Here is a 25845-nt window from a genome sequence, read left to right as displayed (position 1 = left end):
CGCAAGACCCGACGAGTAGCTGCGGACTGCTCAGAACTCCGCGTCCGGCTCCGGCGCGATGCCCTCCCCCGCCGACGCGTCTAATTCGAAATCCTCCCGGATCTCGCGAATCCGATCCCGAATGTCCGCCGCCAGCTCGAACTCCAGGTTCTCCGCGGCCTCGGCCATCCGCCGTTCCAGCTCCTCGACGTGGCGCTCGGCCTCGTCCATGTCCTCCGGCCCGACGCCCGCGACGGAGCTCGTGTCGGTCTCCGCGCCGGGCAGATTCGTCTCGCCGATCGGCTTGTCGATGGTCGTCGGCTCGAAACCGTGCTCCTCGTTGAACTCCCGCTGGATCTCGCGACGGCGGCGGGTCTCGTCGATCGCGCGATCCATCGAGTCCGTGACCTCGTCGGCGTAGAGCACGACCTCGCCGTTGACGTTCCGGGCGGCCCGGCCCATCGTCTGGACGAGCGTGGTCTCGGATCGGAGGAACCCCTCTTGATCGGCGTCGAGGATCGCGACGAGCGAGACCTCGGGGATGTCGAGGCCCTCCCGGAGCAGGTTGATCCCGATCAGCACGTCGATCTCGCCGAGGCGAAGCGAGCGGATCAGCTCGTGGCGTTCCAGGGTGTCCGTCTCGTCGTGCATGTACGCGACGTCGTAGCCCGCGCCCTCGAGGTACTCCGTGAGGTCCTCGGCCATGCGCTTGGTGAGCGTCGTGACGAGCACGCGCTCGCCGGTGGCGTCGCCGGCCTCGTCGGTGGTCGTCCCCTCGGCGTTCACTCGCTGATCGATCCGATCGATGAGGTCGTCGACCTGGCCTTCCGCGGGCGAGACCTCGATCGCGGGATCGACGAGGTGGGTCGGACGGACGATCTGCTCGACGACCTGCCCGCTGTGCTCGCGCTCGTAGTCGCTGGGCGTCGCGGAGACGTAGAGCGTCCTTCCGGTCTTCTCCTCGAACTCCTCGAAGGTCAGTGGGCGGTTGTCGAAGCTGGTGGGCAGGCGGAACCCGTTCTCGACGAGGGACTGCTTCCGGGAGCGGTCGCCCTCGTACTGGCCCTTGATCTGGGGGACGGTCCGGTGGGACTCGTCGATGACGGTGAGGAAGTCGTCGGGGAAGTAATCGAGCAGGCAGTTCGGGGCGTCGCCCGACTCGCGATCGGAGAGGTAGACCGAGTAGTTCTCGATCCCGGAGCAGTAGCCCGCCTCGCGCATCATCTCGAGGTCGAAGGTGGTGCGCTCCTCGATGCGCTGGGCTGCGACGTGGTTGCCCTGGCGCTCGAAGTACGAAATCCGGTCCTGCAGGTCCGACTCGATCTCCTCGATCGCCTGCTCCAGCTGGGTCTTCGGGATCGAGTAGTGCTCCGCGGGGTGGAGCAGTGCCACGGATTCTTCCCCGACCACCTCGCCGTCGAGGGGATCCACGCGGACGATCCGGTCGATCTCGTCGCCCCAGAGCTCGACCCGCATCGCGTAGCGGTCGTACATCGGGAAGATCTCGACCGTGTCCCCGCGCACCCGGAACGTGCCCTGGGTGAAGTCCACGTCGTTGCGGTCGTAGTTCAGGTCGACGAGCCGCGCCAGGAGGTCCTCGCGGTCGATCTGCTGGCCCTCCTCGACCTGCAGGCTCATGTCCCGGTAATTCGCGGGGTCACCGAGTCCGTAGATCGCCGACACGGAGGCGACGACGATGACGTCGTCTCGGGTTAGCAGCGAGCGGGTCGCGGAGTGGCGCAGCTTGTCGATCTCGTCGTTGACGGAAGCGTCCTTGTCGATGTAGGTGTCCGTCTGCTCGACGTAGGCCTCGGGCTGGTAGTAGTCGTAGTAGGAGACGAAGTACTCGACGGCGTTGTCGGGGAACAGCTCCCGGAACTCCTCGTAAAGCTGTGCCGCGAGAGTCTTGTTGTGGGCGATGACGAGCGTGGGCTGCTGGAGCTCCTCGATCGCCCACGAGACGGTGTTGGTCTTCCCGGAGCCAGTGACGCCCAGGAGGGTCTGGTCGTCGTAGCCGTGGGTCTCGTAGCCCTCGACGAGCTGGCGGATGGCGGCGGGCTGGTCGCCTGCCGGCTCGAAGGGTGCGTCGACCCGGAAGGGGCTCTCGGCGTCAGGGCGGTCGGCGGAGAGGGGACCGCTGTCGCTCATTGACGGTCGCAGGGGAGGGAGTCACCTGAGGGTGTCGGTCGCGGGTACGGGGACGAATCGCCGCGAAGGCGCCGGTCCCCTGCTCGGTCAGTCACGCTGCCATGCTGCGCGAACTGTCGAAGCCGGTTTTCCGCCCACAGGCAACGAATCGCCGTCTATGGCTACTACTGCGTCCAAAACCGGCGACATAGTTAGATATTCTATCTTCCGCTAACTTGAAGGCCCCTCCACCCCACGCGTAGTTCACCGTGGACACCACCGACTTCGCCGACGGGCCGGGCTCCTTCGACGACTACGACGGCCTGGCCTGTCACCGCCCGCCGACGCTCCCGCCCGATCTCACCTACACGGACGACCTCTTCGACGTGTACGGCGACGCCCAGTACGCGCTCGGGCGCCTCGCCACGCTCCACCGGGATCTCGACAACCCCACGCTGCTCATCGCCCCGTTCGTCCACCGCGAGGCGGCGATGAGCTCCCAGGTCGAGGGGACGAACGTCACCATCTCCGACATCTACCAGCACGAGGTCGACGCCGAGCCGGCCCGCTCCGCGGCCGAGCACGCCGACGTGCGAGAGGCCTACAACTACGTCGACGCGATCTCCGCGGGGTTCGACCATCTCGACGGGGCGGACGAGGGCCGCGGGGACGGCGGCGGTTCGATCGACGTCGACCTCGTCCGGGAGCTCCACGAGCGCCTCCTCGGCGGCGTGCGGGGCGAGGCCGACGCTCCGGGCGAACTCCGCGACGTCCCCGTCTACATCGGCTCGCCCGACGGGACGCCAGAGACGGCAGCGTTCATCCCGGCCAGTCCGGACGTCGTCGAGATCCTCCTCGACCAGCTACTGGCCTACGTTCGGCGCGGTGAGTACCCGCCGGTCGTCGACGTCGCAATCGCGCACTACCAGTTCGAGGCGATCCACCCGTTCCGCGACGGCAACGGCCGGCTCGGCCGGCTGCTGATGATGCTCCAGCTCTACGACGCCGGCCTGCTGCCGGGCCCGTACCTCTACCTCAGCGCGTACTTCAAACGGCACGGCGACGAGTACCGCGACCGCCTCCTGGCGGTGAGCCAGGAGGGCGACTGGGAGGGCTGGTGCACCTTCGTCCTCGACGCCATCGCCGAACAGGCCATCGACGCGCACGACTGCGGGATCGAACTGACCGACCTCCGCGAGGACTACCGCTCCCGCTTCCCCGCCTCGCCGGTCGCCCGGGAGCTCGTGGACTACGTGTTCGAACAGCCGTACCTGACGGGACCGCGCGCCGTCGAGGCGACCGACCGCTCGAAGCCCGCCGTCTACGACGCGATCGAAGCGCTCGAAGCCGAGGGGATCGTGACGGAGACGACCGGCAAGCAGCGGAACAAGGTCTACGAGGCGTCGGCGGTGCTGGACGTGGTGCGGTCCTGATCGAGTGGCGGCGGACGGCAGGAGCTACTGCGGCGGGTCGGCCGAGTCCGGCAGCTCCGACTGCTGGCCGTTCCGTAGCTCCTCGGCGAGTAGCTCGACGGCCTCCGCGAGCAGCGCCACCACGAGCGGCCCGGCGATCACGCCAACGGGCCCGAGGCTCAACAGGCCGCCGATGAAGCCGACGAAGTACAGCGTCGCGGGCATGTCCGCCGCCGCGCGGGCGAGGTACGGCCGCACGACGGCGTCGGGGAGGATCGCGATGAGCACGCCGCCCAGGCCGATGATGGCGATCGCGTCGGCGACGTCGCCGTGGGCGAGGTGGTAGCCAGCGAGCACCGCGAGGACGACGCTGGGGCCGATGATCGGGAAGAACTGCAAGAGGCCACAGATCACGGCCAGGGTGACGTAGTACTCGTAGCCGAGGACGTAGAACACCGGCACCGCGACGACGAACGTCGCGATGCCCGTCGCGAGCTGGAGGACGTAGATCGCCTGGAGCGTGTGGACGGTCCGCTGTTTGAGCGCGGCGTAGACGCGTTCGTAGCCGGCCGGGACGATCGCGTCGACAGCCTTGCCGACCTGGCGCTGGCCGAGCAGGACGCCGAAGACGACCACGGTGAACAGCGTCAGCAGGAGGACGAGTTGCGGCGCGTTGCCGAGGACTTCGATTGCGACGTCGCTGACGATATCGGTGAGGTAGGTCTGCACGTCGGCGGTCTCGACGGTGTAGCTCGCACCGCCGTACGCGAGCGTGAGGTCGTCGGGCAACGTCTCGATCGCGTCCTCGATGTCGCCGCGCCGGGCGTAGAGGATGAACCCGATCGGCGCGGCGACGACCACCACCGCCACGAACACCGCCAGGGTGGTGATCGCACTCGCGACGTGGCGCTGGATGCCCAGGTTCAGGAGCCGGCGGTAGAGCGGGCGGGCCACGACGACGACGGTCAGCGCGAGGAAGATCGTCGTCAGCACCTGCCGGAGGACGAGCGCCGCGAGCAGCGCCGTCGCGACGAGCACTCCGGCGAGAACGGTCGTTCGACGCACTGGGCGGTGAGAATGCGTCTGCGGGCAAAAGCGTGTTCCCCGGACAGGGACGTCGTGGCGGGGCAATCTCCACTCGAAATGGAGGGGTCGTAGGAGCCGTCTTCGGCTGGTAGGAGGCTGCTATCGACGCTCAGGAACGGTGCCGATCCCAGAACCGATCCAGGCCGAGGTCGAGCATGTCCGGCGACACGGCGTCGAACTCCACGGGGAGGTACTGGCGGACGCTGTCCCAGTCCTCGCGCGCGTACCGCTCGTCGACGAGTACCCGGACGCCGACCTCCTCGGGGCCGCGGATCACCCGACCGATCGCCTGCCTGGCCTTCCGGACCGCTGGGATCGTCAGCGAGTACTCGAAGCCGACGGAGCGCTCGCCACCGCCGAAGGCCCGATCGTAGGCCGCCCGGATCGCCCGTGTGCGGGGGCTGGATGTGTCGACGATCGGCACGCCACAGACGACCGCCGCCGCGAGCCGGTCGCCCCGGTAGTCGACGCCTTCCGTCAGGGTGCCTCGGAGGCTCGTGACGAGCACCTTCGACGGTCCCGCGAAGAACTCGTCCTTGAGGGCCTGCGTCTCGGACTCGGCGCTCGATTCGTCGAGCAGGACCGGTTTGTCGACCCGGGTATCGCCATCGATGGCGGCCGCCGCCCACTCCGCTTCGGCGTAGCTGGGCATGCCGACGAGGACGTTCCCGGGCGCGTCGGCGACCGTCGAGATCGCGTCGAGGTACGCCCGGCGGACCGCGCGGGTCCCCTCGTCGCCGACGCCGTCGAAGCCGTCCGACGACGTCGCGCCGCTGCCGGTCGCCGCCCGACTGCCGTCCGCCGCCGCGTCGCCAGCCGCGCCGTCGGGCGGTCCGCCGAGCCCACCACGAGCGGGTGGCGGGCCGCGGTTGTCGTAGGTGAACTTCGGGGCAGCGACGGCGTAGCTCTCGCGGTTCTCGACGGGGAAGTCGAGCCCGTACTGCCGGGTCTCGACGGGGCGGTCGTACTCGGCCTGGAGGTGCGCGAGGCCGGAGACCTCCGCGAAGACGTCGAGTGGCGCGAGGGTCGCGCTCATCAGGACGCCGCCGCCGAAGTCCGCGAGACGGTCGCCGATGGCGTCGCCGGGGACGCAGTTGTGGAGGTTGAGCCGGCCGTTGTACGCGCGTCGCCAGGATTCGGGCGGGTGGGTGGCGTCCCAGGTCCGCTCGAGTGCAAGCGACCGGAAGTAGTGCTCGTGGTCGCAGCGGGCCCAGGCGGCCAGCGTCCGGCCCGCCGCGGGCGCGGCGCGCTCGCGTTCCTCGTCCTCGTGCTCGTCGAGGAGTCGGCCGACGAACGCGCCGACCGCCTCCGCGCGGTACCACGCCTCCTCGTGGCCGTTCCGACTCGCCCACTCGGTGATCTCGTCGGTCTGGGGCGATTCCGGCGGCCGCAGGGGGATCTCCTCGTCGGGGAGCCCCTCCAGCGAGTCGCGCCAGCCCGGGTGCTCGCGGTTGAGGTGGTCGACGACGCGCCGATCGAGGGACTCGCGAAGATCGCGGACGAAGGAGCGGACCGACTCGAGGTCCGACCGGGTGAGGTCGACGGACGCCAGCTCGTTCTTCACGAGCTGCTCGTCGGCGCCACCCTCGGTCCGGCCCTCACGCAGTGGCTCGATCACGCGGGTGAGCTCCGCCTCCGCGTCGCGCAGCGTTGCGTCCGCGACGCCGTCGGAGACGAGGTCACGGACGCGGGGTTCGAGCATGTGGGCCTCGTCGCAGATCACGAACGTCTCGGAGTCCAGGATCGGGGCCGTGAACGCCGTCGACGTCGTCGGGTCGAACGCGTGGTAGTAGTTCCCGAGCACGACCTCGACCTCCCCGAGCAACGCCCCCATCATCGAGTGCGGGCAGGTGCCGTGCTCGACGGAGAGGCCGACGAGGTCCTCGGTGTCCATGAGGCCGCGCTCCCGGAACTCGAAGGGGATCGCCTCCGCGGGGTCGCTGTCGGCGCCGTCGGGAAGTTCGTCGAGGAACTGCGCGTAGAACGGGCAGTACTCGACCTCGTCGTCGTGCTCGGGAAGCTCCCGTGGATAGGGCGCCGGTTCACCGGCCGTTTCGAGGTAGGTCGCTGCCGCCGCACCGCGGGTCGCGCCGTCGTCGAGGCCGATCTGCTGGCGGCGAGCAGCGCTGACGAGCTGGCTCGCCGACGTCTCGCCGTCCTCGCCGGTCAGCCCGCGGGTGCGATCCCGGAGACCCTCACAGCGATCGTAGACGTTCTCCTCGTCGATGCCGCCGGCGTGCTCGCGGCTGTAGGGGCAGACGTCGGCCTTGCCGACGAGCGTGAGCCCGGAGTAGGGCCGGAATTCCTCGGGCAACTCCTCGTTGATCAGTCGCAGGTCGTCCTCGAACTGGCGAAGTTGCTGTTTGACGCTCGTGAGCACGAGGACCCGCGAAAAGTCGCTCTCGGGGTCGCGAACGAGGTGCAGGCCCGCGGTGAGCGCGAGCATCGTCTTGCCCGTCCCGCAGGCGCCCTCCAGCGCGAGATAGCCGCCCTCGCGCGCGGTTGCGAGCGCGGTCTCGACGCCGTCGACCTGGGGCTCGTAGGGCTCCTCGTGCCCGAAGATCGCCCGCCAGTCCGACGGCTCGGTCATGGACGTGACTGACGCGCGATCGGGTAAAGGGCTGTGGAGTCGTGGCCGGCTGTAGTACTGTCCTACTCCGGGCCGTTCCGAGGGAAACTGCCACGTTCTAAAGAGGGGCAATGGTCTTCCTGGGGCATGGCAGGCGTCGTCACGCTGAGCATCGAAATCGAACTCGGGTGGGGCGTCCACGACATCGACGAGTTCGCTCACCTGAGCGATCGTGGGCGATCGGAACGTCGGTACCTCACTCGGCTGCTGGACCTGACGGAGACGCTCGACCTCCCCATCTCCTTCGACGTCGTGGGGCACCTCTGTCGGGTCACCTGTGACGGCGTCCACGACGGTCCGCACGAGCCGGGGTGGTTCGAGTCCGATCCCGGCACCGACGTCGCAACGAACCCACTGTTCTACGCGCCCGACGCCATCGACGACGTCGCCGCCAGCGCGGTCGACCACGAACTCTGCACGCACACCTACTCCCACGTGCCCTGCCACTCGGTGGCGCGGGAGACGCTGGCGTGGGAACTCGAGCAGGCCCAGTCCCAGTTGCAGGAGTTCGCCGGATCCAGGACCGTCTCGATCGTCCCGCCGCGACACTACCGACCGCCAGCCGACGCGCTCCGCGAGGCCGGCATCGAGACGATGCGGATCTGCCGGGACACCAGCGACCGCAGTCGGCCAGCGCGAGCGAAAGAACTGGTCCTGGGCCCGCATCCGGTGTTCGAGCCCCGCGTCGTCGACGGCGTCGTCGAGACCTACTGCACCAGCTACCCGTCGCTCACGTCCGCGGCGCTCCCCGCTGGCCAGCGACGCGCGGCCCGGCCCTTCTCCGCCATGCCCGTTCGGACGCGCCAGTATCTCCAGCGGCGCTACCTCCGGCGGGCCGTCGACGACGCCGCGGCGAACGACCATTACACCCATCTCTGGTGTCACCTCTACGACCTCTCGAACCCGTACCAGTGGGAGCCCATCGCCGCCTTCCTCCGACACCTCGCTTCGCTGCGCGAGCAGGGCGAGATCGAAGTGCTGACGATGGCGGCGCTCAACGAGCACGTCCGCGATCGAGGGGTGGCGATGCGTGCCTGAGTCGTCGACCGCGGTGGCACTGTTGACGCCCGGACCGACGCTGCCAGCCTGGGCGGCGACGGCCGTCCAGACGATGATCGATGAGACGGACGCCGAGATCGCGCTCGTCGTCCAGGACGGCTCGTCCGACGATCGGGGAGCCGTAGAGACGGTACGCCGGCTCGTCGAACTCCGGGAGTGGGGGCTCGTCGCCGGGTCGCGAGAGCTGTTCGGCGACGACCTCGACCACCAGTCGCGAACGCCGGTGACGGCGATCGACGGCCTCGTCGAGGCCGAGCGGTTCGTCTGCGAGCCCCGGCAGGTCGACGGATGGAAACACGCGCTGCCGTCCCGCGCCGTCGACCGACTCGGAGCGACCGACGTCGCGGTCCGCATGGGGTTCGGCTTCCTCGTCGGCGACGCGCTGACCGCCCCGACGCACGGCGTGCTGAGCTACCACCACGGCGACTTCCGCGAGTACCGCGGCCAGCCTGCGGGCTTCTGGGAGTACGTCCACGGACGGGATATCGCCGGCGTGACGCTCCAGCGGATCAACGAGACGCTCGACGGCGGCGAGGTCGTCGCCGAGCGCGACGTCGTGATCGCCGACGCGCCGACGTGGGACGAGGTGCGCCGGCGGCTGTTCGACGCCTCGACCGATCTGCTCGCCGAGGGCGTCACGCGGCTGGAGCGAGAGTCGTTCGAACCAGAACGACTCTCCCAGGAGGAACTCGGCGACCTCTACTCGCTCCCGCGCGGACGGCCGGTGCTGACCTACCTCGAGAAGAGCGTCCGCGGGAAGCTGCGCAGGTGGGAGTCCCTCGGCGAGAAGGGGCAGTGAGACGACGGGGTCTCGGTAACGCCACCGCCAACCGTGTGCTTCGTGCCACGTCCGCCGCCGCTCTCCACGGGAACAGCTACCTGTGCGCAGCCGTTTGGCCGCACCATGGTGGACTGGGCGGAGCTTCGGGCGGGGCTGGCCGAGACCCGCATGTACCTCCTCTCCCACCACGAGCCCTCGGACTACGATCGAACGTACGCGGTGACCGTTCTGGGCCGACGGGAGCGCCTCTGTGCCCGCTGTACCGGGATCTATCCGGGGATCGCGGCTGGGCTCCTCGCACGTGGGCTGGGCGTCGGCCCGCTGACGGAAGTGTGGCTCCTGCTCGTCTTGCCGCTGCCCGCGCTGCTGGACTGGACAGTGACGCGCGTGGGGGATCGGTCCGGTTCGAACTCGGTCCGTACCGCGACCGGTGCGCTGCTCGGCTACGCCTATGGGGTCGGCCTCGTCGCGCTCTTCCTCGACGGCGACCTCCGGGTGTCCGCGATTGGCGCTGGGTACGGACTGCTCGCCGGTGCGTTGCTCTGGCGTCGCGAGCGATCGGCTCCATAGCGGTACGTCCGACTCCAGGACCGGTGCGCTCCTGCGTCGGTGCGCTCGAACGGAGCGCCGAAGCCACTTATTAGGCGATCGCCGGAGAACCGTACGGTATGTCGAACGAGGACGGTCCAGAGGATTCCAGCGGCGATGAGACCGGCCCGGAAACGGGTGACGCCGGTGGCCGAGACGACGACGCCGGCGGAACTGACGACGGCGGCGAGGCGGCGGGCGCGAGTGCCGTCAACGGGGGCGACGGGGATACACCCGGCGCCGACGACGCGGGAACAGACGACGATCGGGAGACCCCGGGACCGGACGAACAGTACTGCGCAAGCTGTGGGGAGATCATCGAGCGACGCGCCGAGATCTGCCCGCACTGTGGCGTCCGGAACCGAAACGCCCCGTCGACCGCCCGAACGGACCGGACGACGGCCGGCATCCTCGCGATCCTGCTCGGCGGGATCGGCGCTCACAAGTTCTACCTCGGCGAGACCGGGCTGGGCATCCTCTATCTGTGTTTTGTCTGGACAGGCATCCCCGTGGTGATCGGGATCATCGAAGGCATCCTCTACCTCACCAAGACCGACGAGGAGTTCGAGCGCAAGTACCTCGACGAGTAGGGCCGCTCCGTCACTCCGCAGGCTCGGCGGTTGCCCCCGTTCCCGCCTGCTCGGGATCCGCGTTCGCCTCCGGGTCGGCGTCGACGACGCTGTCGAGCCAGCCACCCCAGGCGAACACCGCGGTCCCCGCGAGCGCGGCGATGACGTTCGCGGCGGCGACGCCGATCCAGGCCCCGGTCGCGCCCATGCCGACCCAGACGATGAGCACGGCAGCGATGACGGTCTGGGCGCCCCAGAGCGCGAAGAGGCCGAGGCCCATCGAGAGTCGCGTTGCGCCGGCGCCGTGGAGCCCGCCGTTGATCATGTGGAAGATCGCCATGATCGCGTAGGTCGGCGCGACCCAGCGGAGGTAGTCCGCGCCGTGGCCGACGATCGCGGCGTCGTCGCCGGTGACGAAGAGCCCGGTAATCGGCGCGGCGTAGACCGCGATGACCGCGCCGACGACGACGAACGCCGCGACGAGGATCGCACTCGCGTACAGCACGACGCGTTTCGCGCGGTCCGGCCGGCCGGCGCCGACGTTCTGGCCGGCGACGGTCTCGACGGCCATCCCCATGCCGACGAGCGGAAACCAGACCAGCGTGGTGACCCGGTTCGCGATCCCGAAGCCGCCGACTGCGTCCGCGCTGACCAGGCCGAGCAGGGCAGTCATGATCGTGATCGCGAGCGCCTGGGTACTCTGTTCGACGCTGATCGGCGCGCCGACCCGGACGATCTTCCGGACCGACGCGAACTCCGGTCGGAGATCCGAGAGTGCGACGGTGATCCCGACGTGATCGCCGAAGAGGAGCCACATCCCGACGGCCGCTGCGAGGCCACGGGAGAGGATCGTCGCGACCGCCGCGCCGACGACGCCCCAGCCGGAGAAGCCGGTCGCGGCATGGAGCGTTTCCCCGAGTCCGCCGAGTCCCACCCAGAGCAAGAGCGGGTTGTCCGCGAACCCGAGGATGAAGAAGGGGTCGAGCACGAGGTTCAGTCCGACCGACCCGATCGTGAGGTACATCGGTGTCTTCGTGTCGCCCCAGCCACGCAGCAGCGCCTGAAACACGAAGAACCCGAACATCGCCCAGAGGCCGAGGAACGTGACGCGGGTGTAGTCCGTCGCCATCGCGTGGACGGCGCCGTCGGGATCGGCGCCGAGTAGCGTGATGAGGTGGGGAGCGGACACGATGCCGACGATCGAGATGCCCAGCGAGAGCAGGGCGACGAACCCCAGCGTCTGGCCGGCGACGTGCCCGACCGCCTCGTCGTCCCGGGCGCCGGTGTACTGCGAGACGAGGATCGTGCCGGCGGCTGTCATCCCGCCGCCGACGCTGATCAGGAGGAAGACGATCGGCCACGCGAAGGAGACCGCGGTGATCGCGTCGGCGCTCACCTGGCCGACCCAGAACGCGTCCGCGAGGTTGTAGAGGGTCTGGAGGATCTGCGTCGCGACGAGCGGACCGGCGAGCGTGAGGAGCGGCCAGACGAGCGTCCCCTCGGTGAACCGCTCGGCTTGCTCGTCGGCGTCGGTCCGATCCGCTGCTTCGGATTCGGTGGCTCCGTCGCCGCCGGTCCGGTCTGCCGGTTCGGCGTCGGTCACCTCGTCGGCATTGGTCGTCTCCTCGGCGTCGATGACATCGTCGCCGTCGGTCCCACCAGTCGGTTCGGCGGGCGATGACTCGTCGCCGTCGCTCATGCGACCAGCCACTCCTGGATCAGCGTCTCCATCGCCTCGACGACGAGCTGGTCGCGAGCCTCCTCGCCGTAGATCGCGGCCCACGTCTGCGCGCCGCCGACCGCCGCGACGAGCAACGCCGCCGTCGCCTCCGGGTCGATCGAGGCACGGAAGCGCCCACGTTCGATGCCCTCGCGGATCGTCGACTCGACGGCGTCCCAGAAGTACCGGCGGTCGGCGTCCATCGCCGCCCGGAGGTCCTCGTCCGTGAGGGCCTGGGCTTCGAGCCAGAGCAGGCCCCGCTTGAACGCGATCGCGTCCTCGAGGGTGTCCTCGCCGTCCGTCGCGTCGGGATCGGCCCAGACGAGGTAGGTGAGGAGCGCCTCGAGGCGGTCCGCTGGGTCCTCGGCGTCGGCTGCGGCAGCCAGGTGCTCGTCGGCGATCTCGTGGAGGTAATCGAACAGGGCGAGCACGAGGTCGCGCTTCGTGTCGAAGTAGTAGTGTACGAGCGACTGGTTCCGGCCGGCGGCTTCGGCGACCGCTGCGGTCGTGAATCCCTCGTACTCGGGGCTCACGAGCACCTCGTAAGCGGCGTCGAGCAGCTCCTCGCGGGTCGAACGGTCGTCGCTCACATTTTGATTGATCGATCAATCAACTGTAAGCGTTGTGGTTCGGGGCAGCGTTACGGGTCGAGAAGACTGACTGGGACAGTCCTCGTGTAGAGCGGCGACTGGGCAGTCGCTGCTGGGTGCTCGGCGATTTGTGGACCGCTTGGAATGCCAGTAGGGTATCGAGCGAGCGTGGCACGGGCGCAGTCGCTCGCCGCCCACGCAGAACACTCCTCGAGATAGCGGTCAGAACCGATCGCAGTGACCCGATCCTCCCCACGGCGGCCGCATCAGTCGGCCACGGATTCGGGCGGTCGTTCCACGCTGTAACTCCCGCATTCGGGGCAGGTGTAGTACTGGACGGCGAACGCCCGCCCGCAGCCCCGACACTCGTACTCGGCCGGCGGTGTCGTCCCGACCAGCCGTTTCAGTCTGCTGATTGCTCCCACGGGGGACCCACTCCAGTTGTTTGCACGTTCCATGCGTACATAATGGGGGTCAATCGTTCAATCGTACGACTGAACCGGCTGATCGGCGATCGTCGTACCTGTCTGAATGGCTGAAATCGACGGCGATCGACACGTCGCATCGCGGAGACTGTCCGACCGCAGCACTGATCGTCCCGGTGCCGTCTGGCACATTTGGTCGGATCAGGTGTGCCGAGTGTCGATCGTGAGCCGGGCCACGGTCACAGGAAGCCGAGGTCGTGAGCCAGCGTCTCGGCCGCAGCGATGGTTCGGAACGCGTAGCCGTATGCTACGACCGCCGGAATCGCGCCGAGAAGCAGCGCTCGCGACGGAGCGAAGTCGTGGACGGCGGCGAGACCGACGAAGTAGAGGGCGCCTGCCCACAGCCCCACGACCACCTGCAGCGGAGGAAAGGGGACGCCCGCGAGAACGCACGGCGCGCTCGCGTACGCGAGGATCTGGACCGTCTCGCTCACGCCGCCGCGGTCCTCGGCACCCGCCGCGAGGATGACGGTCTGGAGCGCTCCGACGACGTGCAGGACGACCGGTGCGATCAGGACGGCCACGGCGACGAGCCAGAACGCACCGGAGAGTATCGGCCGGCCATCGACGACCGGGTACGGATCCGTACCGAAGGCGAAGCGCGTGCCCTGGGCGACCAGGACGACCGCGATCGCGAACGTGAGCCCTGGACCCTGGTCGCCGGGGGCGATCCCCTCCGCGAAGAAGCGCCGCGGACGGACGAGGACCTCGACCCAGGCTTTCGCGAGCCCGCGGAGCCCGCGCTGGCGGCCGCCCTCGACGTCCTCGACCCACTGCGTCACCGCTGCTCGACCCCCTGCATCTCGTGAGGTCTTCGGACAGCGGACCTATGGGCGTGTCCATTCGCGCTGGCTTCGCCGTCGCTCGAACAGGGCTGGCCGGTCGTCGGTGCAAGCGGCGGTCGGAAGCGTCGCCGCAGAACGAAACGCGTGGCAGTATCGACGGTGAATGAAGTGTGCGGTAGCCGCGGCGGAGAACGAGACTCGGGAGAGCGTTGACGAAGAACGAGGCGTGCGGGAGCGTTCAGAACCGATCAGGAGTCGCCGCGCCAGGTCTCGGGCACTTCGATCGCGTAGCGACCGTCCTCCATCAGGGAGATGATGTACTCCTCGCGGTCGTAGAGCTCCATCAGGTTGAGTTCGTACTGGCCGCGCTCGACGATCTTGATGCTCTCGAACTGGTCGTTGAGTTCGGCCCGGAGCTCCGAGAGGTCGGGTGTCTCCTTCTCGCGATCGCCCGAGCCGGTGAACGGGGCGCTGCCGGGTTCCTCGGCGTCTGCCGCCTCGGAAGCGGTCGCGGAGAGGGCCCCTTCCTCGGCCGTCGACGCCGGCTCGGGGGCCTCGGAGTCCGCGAGCTTGCTGTCGACGACGTCGTGATCGGGCAGCTCGTCGGGCGAGACGGTGGCGGAGCGGGCGCCAGCCTGGGCAGCGTCCTCACTGGGCTGCTTCGGGGTGGCGTCCTCCCGGCCGACGGCCGGCCACTCGTGGTCCGACGGCCCGTCTCCGGTCGCGCCGGCACTCGCACGCTCGGGCTCGGAGTTGCCAGAACCGACCATGTTCTTGACACTCTGGGCGGCACCGGCGACGGTTTCGGCGACGCTGCCGCCGGGGCTCGGCGGCTCCGGTGGCTCTGGGGGTTCCTCGCTCGGCGCGGCGCCAGCGTCCGCTCCACCTGCAGGATCCCCACCGCCGGTCGCGCTGCTGGGCTGGAACTGGAACTTGTTACCGCCACAGTCCGGGCACCCCGAGAGCATCTCCTTGGAGCCGTCGGGGAACACGTGCCCGCAGCCGGTACACTGGTGTGGCATTGATGCTGTGGCGATTGGTTACTTCCGGGAGACCAGCGCGCTGATCAGGGTCTCGTCCTTGTGCAGCGTCTCGATCTGGTTGGCCGGTCCGATGACGGTGAGTTTCGCGGTGTCCTCCTGGCCCATGATGCGGCCCAGGAGGCTCGTGTCGCGAGCGTCGTTCTGCGGATAGGTCTCGATCTCGATCCCGTTGAACCCGTCCGGATCGATCTCGGCCATGGTGACCTCGATCAACCGGCTCTCCTCCTCGGGCGAGAGCCCCTCCTCGAGGATCACGATGTTGCCGTCGTGGACGCCGTCGAGGATGATCCGGATCTTCTCCATCGAGGCCAGACCGTCCATCCGCTCGCCGCTGATCAGGTCGATCTGGACCCCGTTGCCGTCGTCGGTTGGTGCGGTTGCTTCAGGCATGGTTCACCCGAAGTACTCCGCGATCTTGTCGTACACTTCGTCCATGTTCTCTCCCTCGAGTGCCGACAGCGGCACGGTCTCGTGCTGGGGGAACGCCGAGGAGACGCGCTGGATGTTCGACTCCTCGAGGTCGATTTTGTTCCCGAAGATGAGGACCGGCAGGTCGCGGCTCTCGATGATCCCGACGAGCATCGTGTTGACCTGCGTGAAGGGGTCCTCCGTCGAGTCGAGCACGTAGATCACGCCGTCGACGTCCTCGCGGAGCCAGTGCATGGCCTCCGCGACGCCCTCGGTGGCCTCGCGGGACCGACGCACGGCGTCCTCCTCCTCGATGTCGAACTCGAGGAACTCCTCGTAGTCGACCTTCGTCGTCACGCCCGGCGTGTCCACGATGTCGATCGTCACGGACTTGCCGTTGCGCTCGATCTCGACGTTCTCTTTGCGGCGTGCGCGACGGGTCTCGTGGGGCACGTGGCTCTCCGGGCCGATGGCGTCCCCCGTCCAGTCGCGTGCGATGCGATTCGCGAGCGTCGTCTTGCCAGCGTTCGGCGGGCCGTAGATCCCGATCCGCTTGGGGTCCTCCTCCGAGAAGAGGCGGTCCGTAGCCCGCGTAATGCTTGCTTTGAGTCCTGTGAGCAGTCCCATCCTTGCTCCCGCACCTGGTGGTGCTATGCAACTCGCCGTCCCGCGTTCACTTAATCCTACGTCAGACACATGTTTCAGAACGGAGTAGTTTCGCCTGCAGATAGCTGCAGATTCGGGGTTCGAGGCGTCGTGTGGTTCCACGATGTTCGTGATTCGGTGGTTCCGGCGGTCTGTGAGGTCCACCCGAAACGGAGGGGTGCCCGAACGGCACCCCCACGGTGTACTATCTGTTACCGACGCGTTACCCTGTCTGGTACGGACACGTACCCAAGGATAGCCACCGCGCGATTTAACCGCACACGCCCGAAACCCACGGCCGATGAATCGGCGCCACGCTCGCTACCCGTTCTTCGAAAGCGCCCGCGAGGCCGTCGAGGCCGCGGGCGTGGACCTCGGCGAGCTGGTCGGCGCTGGCGACGTCGAGGAGACGGACGAGGAGGGAGCAACGGCCGACGATGGGGGAGCGGCGGTCGACGAGGGAGACGCGATGGTCGTCGCCCGTGCACGCGAGCGCGTGGAGACCGCACTCTCCGAAGGCCACATCGGGACAAACGGCGAGACGGGGATGCACCGCTCGACGCGGATCGAGCTCCTCTCCTACCCGATCGCCCGAATTCTCGTCTCCCTGCTCGACGAGCCGATGGCGATCGAGGCGTACGCGAGAGCCGAGGCGTCGACGGCTCGCCAGCGGCTCGCTGCGGATTTGCCGGAGTCGGCACCAGCCGACGGTTTCACGGGCGGCGGGCTCGGCGAAGAACTCGGCAGCCGAGGTGGCACGGCCGGAGCCGACGACCGACTCAGCGTGCACGACCTGCTGGGCGAATTCGGACTCGGCGACGCGATCGAGGGACGCGACCCCTTCCTCGTCGACGTCTCCGTGTACCTCGAACTCGCCCGCGACCTCGAGGGGCAGGACTGGGCGCTCGTCGAGCGATCGCTGTCGGCCGGTCGGGTGCCCGTCGATCGGAGCGAACTCTACGCGCTCCTGGAGCGGGCAGTCGCGGACCGCGTCGCGGACGGGCTACCGCTGTCCGTCCCCGAGCCGATCGCCGACGGACTGGCCGAGCCCCGCGACGACATCGAGGGAATGCTCGCCGACGAGGAGATCCCGCTCGCGTTCGATCGGGTCGAGCCCGCGCAGTTCCCGCCCTGCGTCGACGCCCTGCTGGAGCGCGCTCGCGACGGCGAGTCGTTGCCCCCGCACTCCCTGTACGCGCTCGTCGGCTTTCTCGGCGCGACGGGGATGGACGCCGCGGCGATCGCCGACCTCGCGGGCGGTGGGCTCGACCGCGAGACGGTCGAGTACCAGCTCGCACACGTTCGCGACGATCGCGGCCTCGAGTACGCGCCGCCCTCCTGTGCGACGATGGACGCCTACGGCGACTGCGTGAACACGGACGAGCGCTGTGACACGGTCAACCACCCGCTCTCGTACTACGAAGCAGCGCTCGAGGACGTCGGTGGCGACTGAGGAGCGGACTTCGCTGCAGAGCGAACCGAACTGGACTGAGAAGCGGACTGTACGACGGAGACGATCGAACTGCGTCGGTCAGGCGCCGCTGGAATCGCCGTCGTCCGCCCTGGCTTCCGGCACCGTCACCGTCTGGATCAGCACGACGCCGACGATCGCCATCAGCACGATGAACGCGATGATGCTGTAGACGACCAGCTCGCCGCCGGAGGGGCTGAGGACCTGGTGGCCGTTGGCCTCGCTCGTGTGCGTCGAACCGATGTAGTAAAGCAGGGCGACCATGACGCCGACGCCACCGACCGAGACGGCGATCTCGATCAGGCGTTCGCGCTCGAGCATGGTCGTGATCGGCGAGTGGCGGCCAAAAGCGTGTCGGAGGGCGCCGAAGCGTCGAATTCCGGAGTGCGCGCCGGGTGATTCCCCGAGCACTGGTTAGAACCGCAGCCACAGGCCGGCCACGGACCACCCCCTCGTTTCTGGTGGAGAATCGGTAGCAAGCGACGAGGTAATTCGTTTTGTACCGTCGATACGAGACGGAGGCTACTCGGCGTAGCAGGTGCCTATCGCGCCGTCAATGCGTCGAACTCGGTGCGAACCTTCTCGACCTTCGGGAGCACCTGCGCTGCGCAGTAGGGCTTGTCCGGGTTCTTCTCGAAGTAGTTCTGGTGGTACTCCTCGGCGACGTAGAACGTCTCGACGGGTTCGATCTCCGTGACGATGGGATCGTCGTAGACGCCCGCGTCCTCGAGGTCGGCGACGAAGGCTTCGACGATCTCCCGCTGGGTCTCGTCGTGGTAGTAGACCGCCGAGCGGTACTGCGATCCCACGTCCGGGCCCTGTCGGTCCTTCGTCGTCGGATCGTGAATGCTGAAGAAGACTTCGAGGAGGTCTGCGTACTCGACGCGATCCGGATCGTACTCGACGCGCACCGCCTCCGCGTGGCCGGTCGTCTCCCGACAGACTTCCTCGTAACTCGGATCCTCCACGTGCCCGCCCGTGTACCCCGAGGTCGTCGACTCGACGCCGTCGAGTTCCTCGAGCGCCGCGTCGATACACCAGAAGCAACCGCCGGCGAACGTGGCTTGCGCTGTCATGGGCGTGATTGGCGCCGGATCCGGTTAAGCCTGCGGCGTCGATTCGGCAGTCACGGTTGGCCCAACGACGAGATCCAGCGTCCCAGGTACCCCTCGTCGTGGACGGAATCAGTCCGACGCTGTGGCTGCGTCTCGCTCAAGTCCCGTGAAGTATCTCACCACGCCGGCTGAGGGGCCAACCCCTCCGTTTCAACTGGAGCGGTCCGGCGTTGCGGTCGGAACGATGGTGGAACGAAGCCGACCTGCTAGATTACCTAACAACAAAACCGCGCAGCCCCAGCTATATACGGGACTGTAGTGGATTACGGGTATGGTTTCTCAGTATATGTGATAAAGCTATCCCTATTCATTTGTCGGTTCACCGCCCCTGCCGTCTTCGCGTTCCAGTTGAAACGAAGGGGTGCCCCGCCGAGATTACGCTGCGTCGCACCGCCGTGCTTGTTACCGTTCCACATGGTTTTCAAACGCGAACGATCCCATCGACCTGGATCTCGACGATCCAGTCCAAAATCGCGTCGGTGATCCAAACTTCGACGTTCGTTGAAGGAAGCGTTTAAGTCACTGGTCTACCTCGGATTCCGCTGCACCGACGACGCTGGGGCGACTACACGTGGACGGAGAAATTCGGCGATCTGACGGGCCTACCTGCGTTCCACGAGCGATTGCCCCGCCAATTCCAGGCGAAATAGGGGGGTCGATTCACCAGTGAGCGACGATCCCGACGCCGAGCCAGAGCCGCTGACCGACGTGGACGGCTCCTCCGAGTTCGAGTTCGACGTCGCCCAGACGGTTCTGGGCGAACACGAATCCGAGGCCGCTACGGACGGTTCGGCGAGTGATCCCGCCGACGATGCTGGCAGCGACGATCCCGCAGAGGAGGGGCTGTTCGACGACCTCCTCGCCGGCGATCCGATCTTCGTGAGCAAAGAGGTCCTCCGCCCGTCCTACACGCCCCGCGATCTGCCCCACCGGAACGAGCAGATCAACAAGATGGCGACGATCCTCGTCTCCGCACTTCGCGGCGACACGCCCTCGAACATCCTGATCTACGGCAAGACTGGAACCGGCAAGACCGCGAGTGCCAAGTACGTCAGCCAGGAGCTAGAGCGCACCTCACAGAAGTACGAGGTACCGTGCGACGTCGAGTACATCAACTGTGAGGTCACCGACACGCAGTACCGCGTGCTCGCACAGCTCGCCAACCAGTTCAACGACCAGAACAGGGACGCGATCGCCGCACAGCTCGACGACCTCGAATCGCTTCGCGACCGCGCCGAGGCGGATCCAACCGTCCTCGCCGAGAGCGATTTCGACGTGTCCTCGATCGACGACGTCGACGACCGCATAGAGGAACTTGAGGCCGACCGCGACGACATCGAGGAGGTCCCGATGACCGGGTGGCCGACGGATCGCGTCTACAACGTGTTCTTCGACGCCGTCGACTACCGCGAGCGCGTGGTCGTTATCATGCTCGACGAGATCGACAAACTCGTCGAGAAGTCCGGCGACGACACCCTCTACAATCTCTCGCGGATGAACTCCGACCTCGAGAACTCGCGGGTGTCGATCATCGGCATCTCGAACGACCTCAAGTTCACCGACCTCCTCGACCCCCGCGTGCGATCCTCGCTGGGCGAGGAGGAGATCGTCTTCCCGCCCTACGACGCCACGCAGCTCCAGGACATCCTCGAACACCGCTCGGAGGAGGCGTTCGAACCCGACGCGCTCTCCGACGACGTCATTCCACTGTGTGCGGCTTTCGCCGCGCAGGAACACGGCGACGCCCGCCGAGCGCTCGACCTGCTCCGCACGGCGGGAGAGCTCGCAGAGCGCGATCAGGTCGAACAGATCGAGGGCGACCACGTTCGCAAGGCCCAGGAGAAGATCGAACTCGACCGCGTCGTCGAGGTCGTTCGCACCCTGCCGATGCAGTCCAAACTCGTCCTCTACGCCATCATCCTCCTCGAGAAGCGTGGCGTCGCAGCGATCAACACCGGCGAAGTCTACAACGTCTACGACCAGCTCTGTACCGAGATCGACGCGGATCCGCTCACGCAGCGCCGCGTGACCGACCTCATCTCCGAACTCGACATGCTGGGGATCGTCAACGCCGTCGTCGTCTCGAAGGGGCGGTACGGCCGGACGAAGGAGATCAACCTCTCCGTGCCACGCGAGGAGACCGAGGCCGTCCTCACCTCGGACTCGCGGCTCGGCGAAATCGAGGGCACGCAGCCCTACGTCCAGTCGCGATTCGACGGGTAGTGCGCTGGCTGGCGAGTATTCGATCCCTCGAGAAGCAGCAGTTCTCGACGCTCAGGCTCCACAGACCCCGCCTTCGGAGAGCGCGAGCCGGATGCAGCCGAGATACGGCGTCCGCGAGACCGCCCGGCCGCGGATCCATCCCGGTTTGACGACAGTGCTCTGGCCGGCGACCTGGTCGTACTGGGCGTTCGCGTCACCGCGCGTGATGTAGCCGTCGTAGTCGGCCGGACAACTCGCGACGTCGGTACACTCGTCGACGTTGCCGAGGTGGGCCGAATCCGCCATCGCGACCCAGTTGTCGCCCTCGTCGACGGCGAACGCGACGCGGTGGATGATCGGCGTACCGCCCTCGCCGTTCGGCCGATAGACGATCACGCTCCCCGGCTCCCCGAACTGTTCGTGTTCCGTGCCACTCGCTGCTGCCGCGGTGACGATCCCGTGCTCGTCGGCCAATCTTGAGCTGAATCGATCCTCCTCGACGACGAGGACCAGATCGCCGCGTTGCATGTTCGGCTCCATGCTACCGCTCTCGACGGCGACGAGCGGTGGCCAGACCCCGCTGACGGCGAACAGCGCGAGTCCGAGGATCGTGACCAGCAGGACGCTCGAAAGGATGTCCCTTGAGGCGACGACGAGCGGCCGCTCCGTCTTGAGGTACCACAGGATCGGCCGCTCGGATGGATCCGGGACAGTTGCTGCCCTTCCAGCGCGGGGCGGCGGCCCCGCGTCCGGGGGTTGCGCACTCGCTCCGTCGCCTTTGGGTGCGACGCTCGCGGCGTCGTCTGCGTCTTGAGCGTCGGAACTCACGTCGTCGCCCCGGTGGGGGTCTGGGCCCCCGGAGTCACTCATCGCTCGCGGCTTGCTCCCCGAGCGGAATCAACGTTTCCGTTGCTTCGGTGAGGCCTGCCCCTGCCCCAGCGACGGGGCCTCGCTCGACGGTCGCACGTCGAAATCGTCCGGCACGCTTTTGCGCACCGACCGGGGAGTGAGTGACGTGCCACTGGAGACGTCGGCCAGGATCGTTCGCGAGCTGGCCGGCCACGGCTACAACGTCGAACGCGAGGCCGTAACCCTCATTGCCAGTGCGCCGGACCCCGCGGCGACGCTCGCCGCCGCCGTCGAGGCGACGCCCGACGACGAGCCCGTTGTCGAAACAGACGTCGTTCGGGCGGTACGGGACGATGCACGGGAAGATTCCGGGAGTTCGACGGGACTTGACGACCCCAACGTTTCCACTGGAGATCACACCACCGGTCATCAGGTCCAGGGGGAAGTTGCACCCGAAACGGAGGGGTCCGCGCCCCCGTCCACGACTGGTACCGCGGCGACTGCCCAGTCGACGCCCACAGGCGACGCCGATCGCTCGACCACTGGTCGCTCCCTCGAGATTGCTGGCGACATCACTGGTGAGAGCACGGGGACTGGCGACTACGCGGACTTCGTCTCACTGTTTCGCGATCGCTACGACAAGCTCTCGAAGCAGCTCAGGGGACGGGTGAACCACCGCCCGACGGACACCCTCGAGTCGATGCCGGGCGGGAGCGAGGCCGCGATCGTCGGGATGGTCGACGACGTTCGCTCGACGGCGAACGGCCACCACTTGCTCGACCTCGAGGACGCCAACGGCACCTTCCCCGTCCTGATCACCAAGGACCGGGACATCGCCGAGCACGTCGACGAGATCCTCACGGACGAGGTGATCGCCGTCGAGGGGACGATCTCCGACGACGGCGGGATCCTCTTCGTCGACGACCTCTACTTCCCGGAGATCCCGCGTACGTTCGAGCCGACGACGGCCGATCGGCACGTCCAGGCCGCGCTCATCAGCGACGTCCACGTCGGCAGCCAGGAGTTCGAGGCCGACGCCTGGAACCGCTTCGCCGACTGGCTCCACACGGCCGAGGCGGAAGCCATCGAGTACCTCCTCATCGCCGGCGACATGGTCGAGGGCGTCGGCGTGTACCCCGATCAAGACGAGGAACTCGACGTCATCGACGTGTACGAGCAGTACGAGACGTTCGCGGAGCACCTCAAGGCCGTCCCGGGGGACGTCGAGATCGTGATGATCCCCGGCAACCACGACGCCGTCCGACTCGCAGAGCCCCAGCCTGCCTTCGACGAGGAACTCCGGGACATCATGTCTGCCCACGACGCGCGAATCACGGGTAACCCCTCGATGGTCACCATCGAGGGCGTCTCCGTCCTCATGTACCACGGCGTCTCCCTCGACGAGATGATCGCCGAGTTGCCCGAGGAGAAGGCCAACTACGACGAGCCACAGAAGCCGATGTACCAGCTCCTGAAGAAGCGCCACGTCGCGCCGAAGTACGGCGGTCACATGCGCCTCGCGCCCGAGAAGGAGGACTACCTCGTCATCGACGAGGTGCCCGATATCTTTCACACCGGCCACGTCCACAAACTCGGCTACGGCAAGTACCGAAACGTCCTCGCGATCAACTCCGGGTGCTGGCAGGCCCAGACCGACTTCCAGCGCAGCGTCAACATCGATCCCGACGTCGCCTACGCCCCGATCGTCGACCTCGACACCCTCGACGTGACGATCCGGAAGTTCATCTGAGCGGCCGTTCCCGCACTCCTAGCGCGGTACCGGTCCGACGCGGGTTCCGAACGCGCCCAGATTTTATGATCTGCCGTGCGGTACTGTACCATGGAGGGGATACCCCCATGTGCCACCACTATGAGAGGGAGCAACTGACCACCACGGAGCCGATCGGTGCCGAGGACGTCGACGAGGACCGGGACGACGAACTCGACGAGCGCACGGCCGAGGTCCCGCCCGCAGCCGACGACTGAGTACACCCACACTCATTCTTCGGAAAGGCATTTGCTCCCGGCAGTTGCATCTCGACAGTATGCACGTCGGGATCGACGAGGCCGGCAAGGGGCCGGTGCTCGGACCGATGGTCTGCGCCGCGGTGGGCGTCGCCGACCGGTCCGTCCTTCCCGACGGCGTCGCGGACTCGAAACGCCTCTCCCCCGACCGACGGGAGGCCCTCGACGCGGAACTCCGCGACGACGACCGCGTCGCCGTCGGCGTCGCAGCGATCGACGTCGAGCGCATCGACGATCCCGAGACCGACATGAATCGGCTGACCGTCGCGGGGCAGGCCGAGGCCGCGGTAGGACTGCTCGGCGACGCACCCGATTCGACCGCGGAGTGCGCCGTCCTCGCCGACGCTGGCGACACCAGCGAAACGCGATTCGCCCGCCGACTCGCCGACGCCGTCGACGAACGCTATTCGGGGGATCTCGACCGCTCTGTGGATGCTCGTCACGGCGCGGACGACGACGATCCGGTCGTCGCGGCCGCATCGATCGTCGCAAAAGTCGAGCGCGACGCGAGGGTCGCCGAGATCGCGGCGGAGTACGGCGACGTCGGGAGCGGCTATCCCAGCGATCCGACCACGCGAGAGTTCCTCGAAGCGTTCGTTCGGGAGCAGGGCGCCCTCCCCGGCTGTGCCCGAACGAGCTGGCAGACGTGTGACGACGTGCTCGCGGATGTCGAGCAGGCCAGTCTCGGTGAGTACTAGTGAGAATATGGTATCACTCAGTGGAAACCACCAGGTCCCCGTTCTCACCCTGGCCACGTGCTGGGATCACGATCGCCGCGGCGCTCGATAGCGATACGTCCCATACGATGACCCCATCGGCGGACTGAAGGCGTCCCACTCCACAGCAACGAACATGACCACGCTTCGCATCACGGGTGGACAGGTCCTCCGCCCCGACATGACGATCGAGGAAGCCGACGTGCTCGTCGATGAGGACGAGGGTACGATCCTCGCGGTCGACGATCCGGCCGCGATCGACGACGTCGAGGGCGCCGACGTCGCGGCGGAACTCGACGCCGAGGGTGACCTCGTGATCCCGGGGCTGATCAACGCACACACGCACGTCGCAATGACGCTCCTCCGCGGCCTGGCCGACGACAAGCCCCTCGACGCCTGGCTCCAGGAGGACATCTGGCCCGTCGAGGCCGAACTGACACCCGGGGACGTCCGCGTCGGCGCCGAGCTCGGCATCCTCGAGATGATTCGGTCGGGGACGACCACGTTCTCCGACATGTACTTCGAGGTCGACCGGATCGCCGAGGCCGTCGAGGCGGCCGGCGTGCGCGCAGTGCTCGGCCACACCGCGATCACCGTCGGGAAGGACGACGACGCGGCTGCGGCGGACGTCGAGGAGAGCGTCGCCGTCGCGAAGGCCCTCGACGGTGCCGCAGACGGTCGCATCTCGACGACGATCCAGCCCCACAGCCTCACGACGGTGAGCGAAGACGCACTCGGGGAACTCGCGGAGGCCGCGGCCCAGGCCGATCTCCCCCTACACTTCCACGCCAACGAAACCGCGGACGAGGTCCATCCCTTCGTCCGCGAGCACGACGAGCGACCGCTCTCGGTCGCCGACGACCTCGGCTTGCTCGGTGAGAACTCCGCGCTCGCCCACTGCGTTCACGTGGATACCACCGAGATTGAGCTGCTCGCGGAGACCGGGAGCGGCGTCGTCCACTGCCCAGCCTCGAACATGAAGCTCGCGAGCGGCATGGCCCCGATCCAGCTACTGCTCGACCACGACGTCCCCGTCGCGATCGGCACCGACGGCGCCGCGTCGAACAACGATCTCGACGTGTTCGACGAACTCCGCGACGCGGCGATGATCGGCAAGCTGGCGGCGAACGACGCTTCGGCCGTCGCCGCCGAGGCTGCGGTGGCAATGGCGACCACCGGGGGCGCCGACGTCCTTGGGATCGACGCCGGTCGGATCGAGCCTGGCGCGGCAGCCGACCTGGCAGTGATCGATCTCGACGCCGCCCACCTCACGCCTGCCCACGACCTGGTGAGCCACCTCGCGTACGCCGCCCGCGGCAGCGACGTTCGCCACACCGTCTGCGACGGTCAGGTGCTGATGGAGGATCGCGAGGTGACGACGCTCGATGCGGCCGGCGTGCGCGAGCGGGCGGCCGAGCACGCGGCCGCACTGGTCGATCGCGCTGGCGACGATTGAGCGGCCGGCGTCGCTGTGTGCGATCGCGAACTACTCCCGATTGAACGCTCAGAACGTCGTATAAACGCTACAAACGATTCTGGAGGGATAATCCAGTCCGGTTCA

At 67.7% G+C, this 25845-nt stretch carries 23 protein-coding genes; 11 read left to right on the top strand and 12 right to left on the bottom strand.

Annotated features, from left to right (window positions below):
- Positions 1–30: 30 nt before the first annotated feature.
- Positions 31–2127 carry an excinuclease ABC subunit UvrB gene (uvrB, locus tag L593_RS07590; protein WP_020446359.1) on the bottom strand — a complete coding sequence of 699 codons (2097 nt, stop codon included), beginning with the start codon at positions 2125–2127 and terminating at the stop codon, positions 31–33.
- Between the two features lie 248 nt (positions 2128–2375).
- Here uvrB and L593_RS07585 point away from each other — a divergent pair, with 248 nt between their 5' ends.
- Positions 2376–3539 (top strand): Fic family protein, encoded by a 1164-nt coding sequence (locus L593_RS07585; RefSeq protein ID WP_020446358.1) that lies wholly within the window; start codon positions 2376–2378, stop codon positions 3537–3539.
- A 24-nt stretch (positions 3540–3563) separates the two neighbouring features.
- On the opposite strand, the gene L593_RS07580 is transcribed toward L593_RS07585, so the two are convergent.
- Together L593_RS07580 and L593_RS07575 are read right to left on the bottom strand one after the other, a co-directional pair.
- Complete coding sequence (locus tag L593_RS07580) at positions 3564–4583, bottom strand: AI-2E family transporter (protein ID WP_049893961.1); 1020 nt, start codon at positions 4581–4583, stop codon at positions 3564–3566.
- Between the two features lie 130 nt (positions 4584–4713).
- Positions 4714–7194: an ATP-dependent DNA helicase gene (locus L593_RS07575; RefSeq protein ID WP_020446356.1), complete on the bottom strand. Its 2481-nt coding sequence runs from the start codon at positions 7192–7194 to the stop codon at positions 4714–4716.
- Positions 7195–7320: 126 nt separating this feature from the next.
- Between L593_RS07575 and L593_RS07570 the strand changes: the two genes are divergently transcribed.
- The 4 genes from L593_RS07570 to L593_RS15310 all read left to right on the top strand — a co-directional run bounded on the left by L593_RS07570 (position 7321) and on the right by L593_RS15310 (position 10251).
- Positions 7321–8271: a polysaccharide deacetylase family protein gene (locus tag L593_RS07570; protein WP_020446355.1), complete on the top strand. Its 951-nt coding sequence runs from the start codon at positions 7321–7323 to the stop codon at positions 8269–8271.
- Complete coding sequence (locus L593_RS07565) at positions 8264–9091, top strand: formyltransferase family protein (RefSeq protein ID WP_049893959.1); 828 nt, start codon at positions 8264–8266, stop codon at positions 9089–9091. Before L593_RS07570 ends, L593_RS07565 begins: the two co-directional genes overlap by 8 nt.
- A 105-nt stretch (positions 9092–9196) precedes the next feature.
- On the top strand, positions 9197–9643 hold the full coding sequence (locus tag L593_RS07560) for a DUF2085 domain-containing protein (RefSeq protein WP_020446353.1): 447 nt from the start codon (positions 9197–9199) through the stop codon (positions 9641–9643).
- A gap of 98 nt (positions 9644–9741) precedes the next feature.
- Positions 9742–10251, top strand: a complete 510-nt coding sequence (locus tag L593_RS15310; RefSeq protein WP_020446352.1) for a TM2 domain-containing protein — start codon at positions 9742–9744, stop codon at positions 10249–10251.
- Between the two features lie 10 nt (positions 10252–10261).
- Here L593_RS15310 and L593_RS07550 read toward each other — a convergent pair whose 3' ends face one another.
- From L593_RS07550 to L593_RS07525, 6 genes are all read right to left on the bottom strand, one after another.
- Positions 10262–11929 (bottom strand): MATE family efflux transporter, encoded by a 1668-nt coding sequence (locus tag L593_RS07550; protein WP_020446351.1) that lies wholly within the window; start codon positions 11927–11929, stop codon positions 10262–10264.
- Positions 11926–12540, bottom strand: a complete 615-nt coding sequence (locus L593_RS07545) for a TetR/AcrR family transcriptional regulator (RefSeq protein ID WP_020446350.1) — start codon at positions 12538–12540, stop codon at positions 11926–11928. The genes L593_RS07550 and L593_RS07545 overlap by 4 nt, the downstream gene beginning before the upstream one ends.
- Positions 12541–13204: 664 nt before the next feature.
- Complete coding sequence (locus L593_RS07540; protein WP_020446349.1) at positions 13205–13807, bottom strand: YIP1 family protein; 603 nt, start codon at positions 13805–13807, stop codon at positions 13205–13207.
- A 251-nt stretch (positions 13808–14058) separates the two neighbouring features.
- Positions 14059–14832 carry a Zn-ribbon containing protein gene (locus tag L593_RS07535; protein ID WP_020446348.1) on the bottom strand — a complete coding sequence of 258 codons (774 nt, stop codon included), beginning with the start codon at positions 14830–14832 and terminating at the stop codon, positions 14059–14061.
- Between the two features lie 18 nt (positions 14833–14850).
- Entirely contained in the window at positions 14851–15243 is a 393-nt protein-coding gene (locus L593_RS07530) for a DUF2073 domain-containing protein (RefSeq protein WP_020446347.1), read from the bottom strand.
- Positions 15244–15246: 3 nt separating this feature from the next.
- Positions 15247–15888, bottom strand: coding sequence for an Era-like GTP-binding protein (locus tag L593_RS07525; RefSeq protein WP_020446346.1), 642 nt, complete (start codon positions 15886–15888; stop codon positions 15247–15249).
- 319 nt (positions 15889–16207) lie between these two features.
- On the opposite strand from L593_RS07525, the gene L593_RS07520 reads away from it, so the two are divergent.
- A complete protein-coding gene (locus L593_RS07520; protein ID WP_020446345.1) occupies positions 16208–17359 on the top strand; it encodes a DNA primase large subunit PriL in 1152 nt (383 codons plus the stop codon).
- A 78-nt stretch (positions 17360–17437) separates the two neighbouring features.
- Here the strand turns inward: L593_RS07520 and L593_RS07515 are convergent, their stop codons facing one another.
- The gene (locus tag L593_RS07515) at positions 17438–17698 is read right to left on the bottom strand and encodes a hypothetical protein (RefSeq protein WP_020446344.1); all 261 of its coding nucleotides are present in this window, start codon (positions 17696–17698) and stop codon (positions 17438–17440) included.
- 221 nt (positions 17699–17919) lie between these two features.
- The gene (msrA, locus tag L593_RS07510; protein WP_020446343.1) at positions 17920–18453 is read right to left on the bottom strand and encodes a peptide-methionine (S)-S-oxide reductase MsrA; all 534 of its coding nucleotides are present in this window, start codon (positions 18451–18453) and stop codon (positions 17920–17922) included.
- A gap of 705 nt (positions 18454–19158) precedes the next feature.
- Here msrA and L593_RS07505 point away from each other — a divergent pair.
- Complete coding sequence (locus L593_RS07505; RefSeq protein ID WP_020446342.1) at positions 19159–20715, top strand: Cdc6/Cdc18 family protein; 1557 nt, start codon at positions 19159–19161, stop codon at positions 20713–20715.
- Positions 20716–20766: 51 nt separating this feature from the next.
- On the opposite strand, the gene L593_RS07500 is transcribed toward L593_RS07505, so the two are convergent.
- Positions 20767–21564 carry a S26 family signal peptidase gene (locus L593_RS07500; RefSeq protein ID WP_020446341.1) on the bottom strand — a complete coding sequence of 266 codons (798 nt, stop codon included), beginning with the start codon at positions 21562–21564 and terminating at the stop codon, positions 20767–20769.
- Between the two features lie 145 nt (positions 21565–21709).
- On the opposite strand from L593_RS07500, the gene L593_RS07495 reads away from it, so the two are divergent.
- The 4 genes from L593_RS07495 to L593_RS07485 all read left to right on the top strand — a co-directional run bounded on the left by L593_RS07495 (position 21710) and on the right by L593_RS07485 (position 25740).
- Entirely contained in the window at positions 21710–23293 is a 1584-nt protein-coding gene (locus L593_RS07495; RefSeq protein ID WP_020446340.1) for a DNA-directed DNA polymerase II small subunit, read from the top strand.
- A gap of 107 nt (positions 23294–23400) precedes the next feature.
- Entirely contained in the window at positions 23401–23529 is a 129-nt protein-coding gene (locus tag L593_RS16400) for a hypothetical protein (RefSeq protein ID WP_255347044.1), read from the top strand.
- A gap of 59 nt (positions 23530–23588) precedes the next feature.
- Positions 23589–24266 carry a ribonuclease HII gene (gene rnhB, locus L593_RS07490; protein ID WP_020446339.1) on the top strand — a complete coding sequence of 226 codons (678 nt, stop codon included), beginning with the start codon at positions 23589–23591 and terminating at the stop codon, positions 24264–24266.
- Positions 24267–24420: 154 nt separating this feature from the next.
- Positions 24421–25740, top strand: coding sequence for an amidohydrolase (locus tag L593_RS07485; protein WP_020446338.1), 1320 nt, complete (start codon positions 24421–24423; stop codon positions 25738–25740).
- The last annotated feature ends 105 nt before the right edge of the window (positions 25741–25845 follow it).

This window comes from Salinarchaeum sp. Harcht-Bsk1, assembly GCF_000403645.1.
Taxonomy (GTDB): Archaea; Halobacteriota; Halobacteria; order Halobacteriales; family Salinarchaeaceae; genus Salinarchaeum.
Note: the sequence above shows the minus strand (reverse complement) of the source record. Positions and strands in the feature narration are given on the sequence as shown.

Excerpts from the sequence above, each read along its gene's own strand:
- uvrB (WP_020446359.1), bottom strand. The coding sequence starts at position 2,127 with ATGAGCGACAGCGGTCCCCTCTCCGCCGACCGCCCTGACGCCGAGAGC.
- L593_RS07575 (WP_020446356.1), bottom strand. The coding sequence starts at position 7,194 with ATGACCGAGCCGTCGGACTGGCGGGCGATCTTCGGGCACGAGGAGCCC.
- L593_RS07570 (WP_020446355.1), top strand. The coding sequence starts at position 7,321 with ATGGCAGGCGTCGTCACGCTGAGCATCGAAATCGAACTCGGGTGGGGC.
- L593_RS07560 (WP_020446353.1), top strand. The coding sequence starts at position 9,197 with ATGGTGGACTGGGCGGAGCTTCGGGCGGGGCTGGCCGAGACCCGCATG.
- L593_RS15310 (WP_020446352.1), top strand. The coding sequence starts at position 9,742 with ATGTCGAACGAGGACGGTCCAGAGGATTCCAGCGGCGATGAGACCGGC.
- L593_RS07550 (WP_020446351.1), bottom strand. The coding sequence starts at position 11,929 with ATGAGCGACGGCGACGAGTCATCGCCCGCCGAACCGACTGGTGGGACC.
- L593_RS07535 (WP_020446348.1), bottom strand. The coding sequence starts at position 14,832 with ATGCCACACCAGTGTACCGGCTGCGGGCACGTGTTCCCCGACGGCTCC.
- L593_RS07530 (WP_020446347.1), bottom strand. The coding sequence starts at position 15,243 with ATGCCTGAAGCAACCGCACCAACCGACGACGGCAACGGGGTCCAGATC.
- L593_RS07525 (WP_020446346.1), bottom strand. The coding sequence starts at position 15,888 with ATGGGACTGCTCACAGGACTCAAAGCAAGCATTACGCGGGCTACGGAC.
- L593_RS07520 (WP_020446345.1), top strand. The coding sequence starts at position 16,208 with ATGAATCGGCGCCACGCTCGCTACCCGTTCTTCGAAAGCGCCCGCGAG.
- L593_RS07515 (WP_020446344.1), bottom strand. The coding sequence starts at position 17,698 with ATGCTCGAGCGCGAACGCCTGATCGAGATCGCCGTCTCGGTCGGTGGC.
- msrA (WP_020446343.1), bottom strand. The coding sequence starts at position 18,453 with ATGACAGCGCAAGCCACGTTCGCCGGCGGTTGCTTCTGGTGTATCGAC.
- L593_RS07500 (WP_020446341.1), bottom strand. The coding sequence starts at position 21,564 with ATGAGTGACTCCGGGGGCCCAGACCCCCACCGGGGCGACGACGTGAGT.
- L593_RS16400 (WP_255347044.1), top strand. The coding sequence starts at position 23,401 with ATGTGCCACCACTATGAGAGGGAGCAACTGACCACCACGGAGCCGATC.
- rnhB (WP_020446339.1), top strand. The coding sequence starts at position 23,589 with ATGCACGTCGGGATCGACGAGGCCGGCAAGGGGCCGGTGCTCGGACCG.
- L593_RS07485 (WP_020446338.1), top strand. The coding sequence starts at position 24,421 with ATGACCACGCTTCGCATCACGGGTGGACAGGTCCTCCGCCCCGACATG.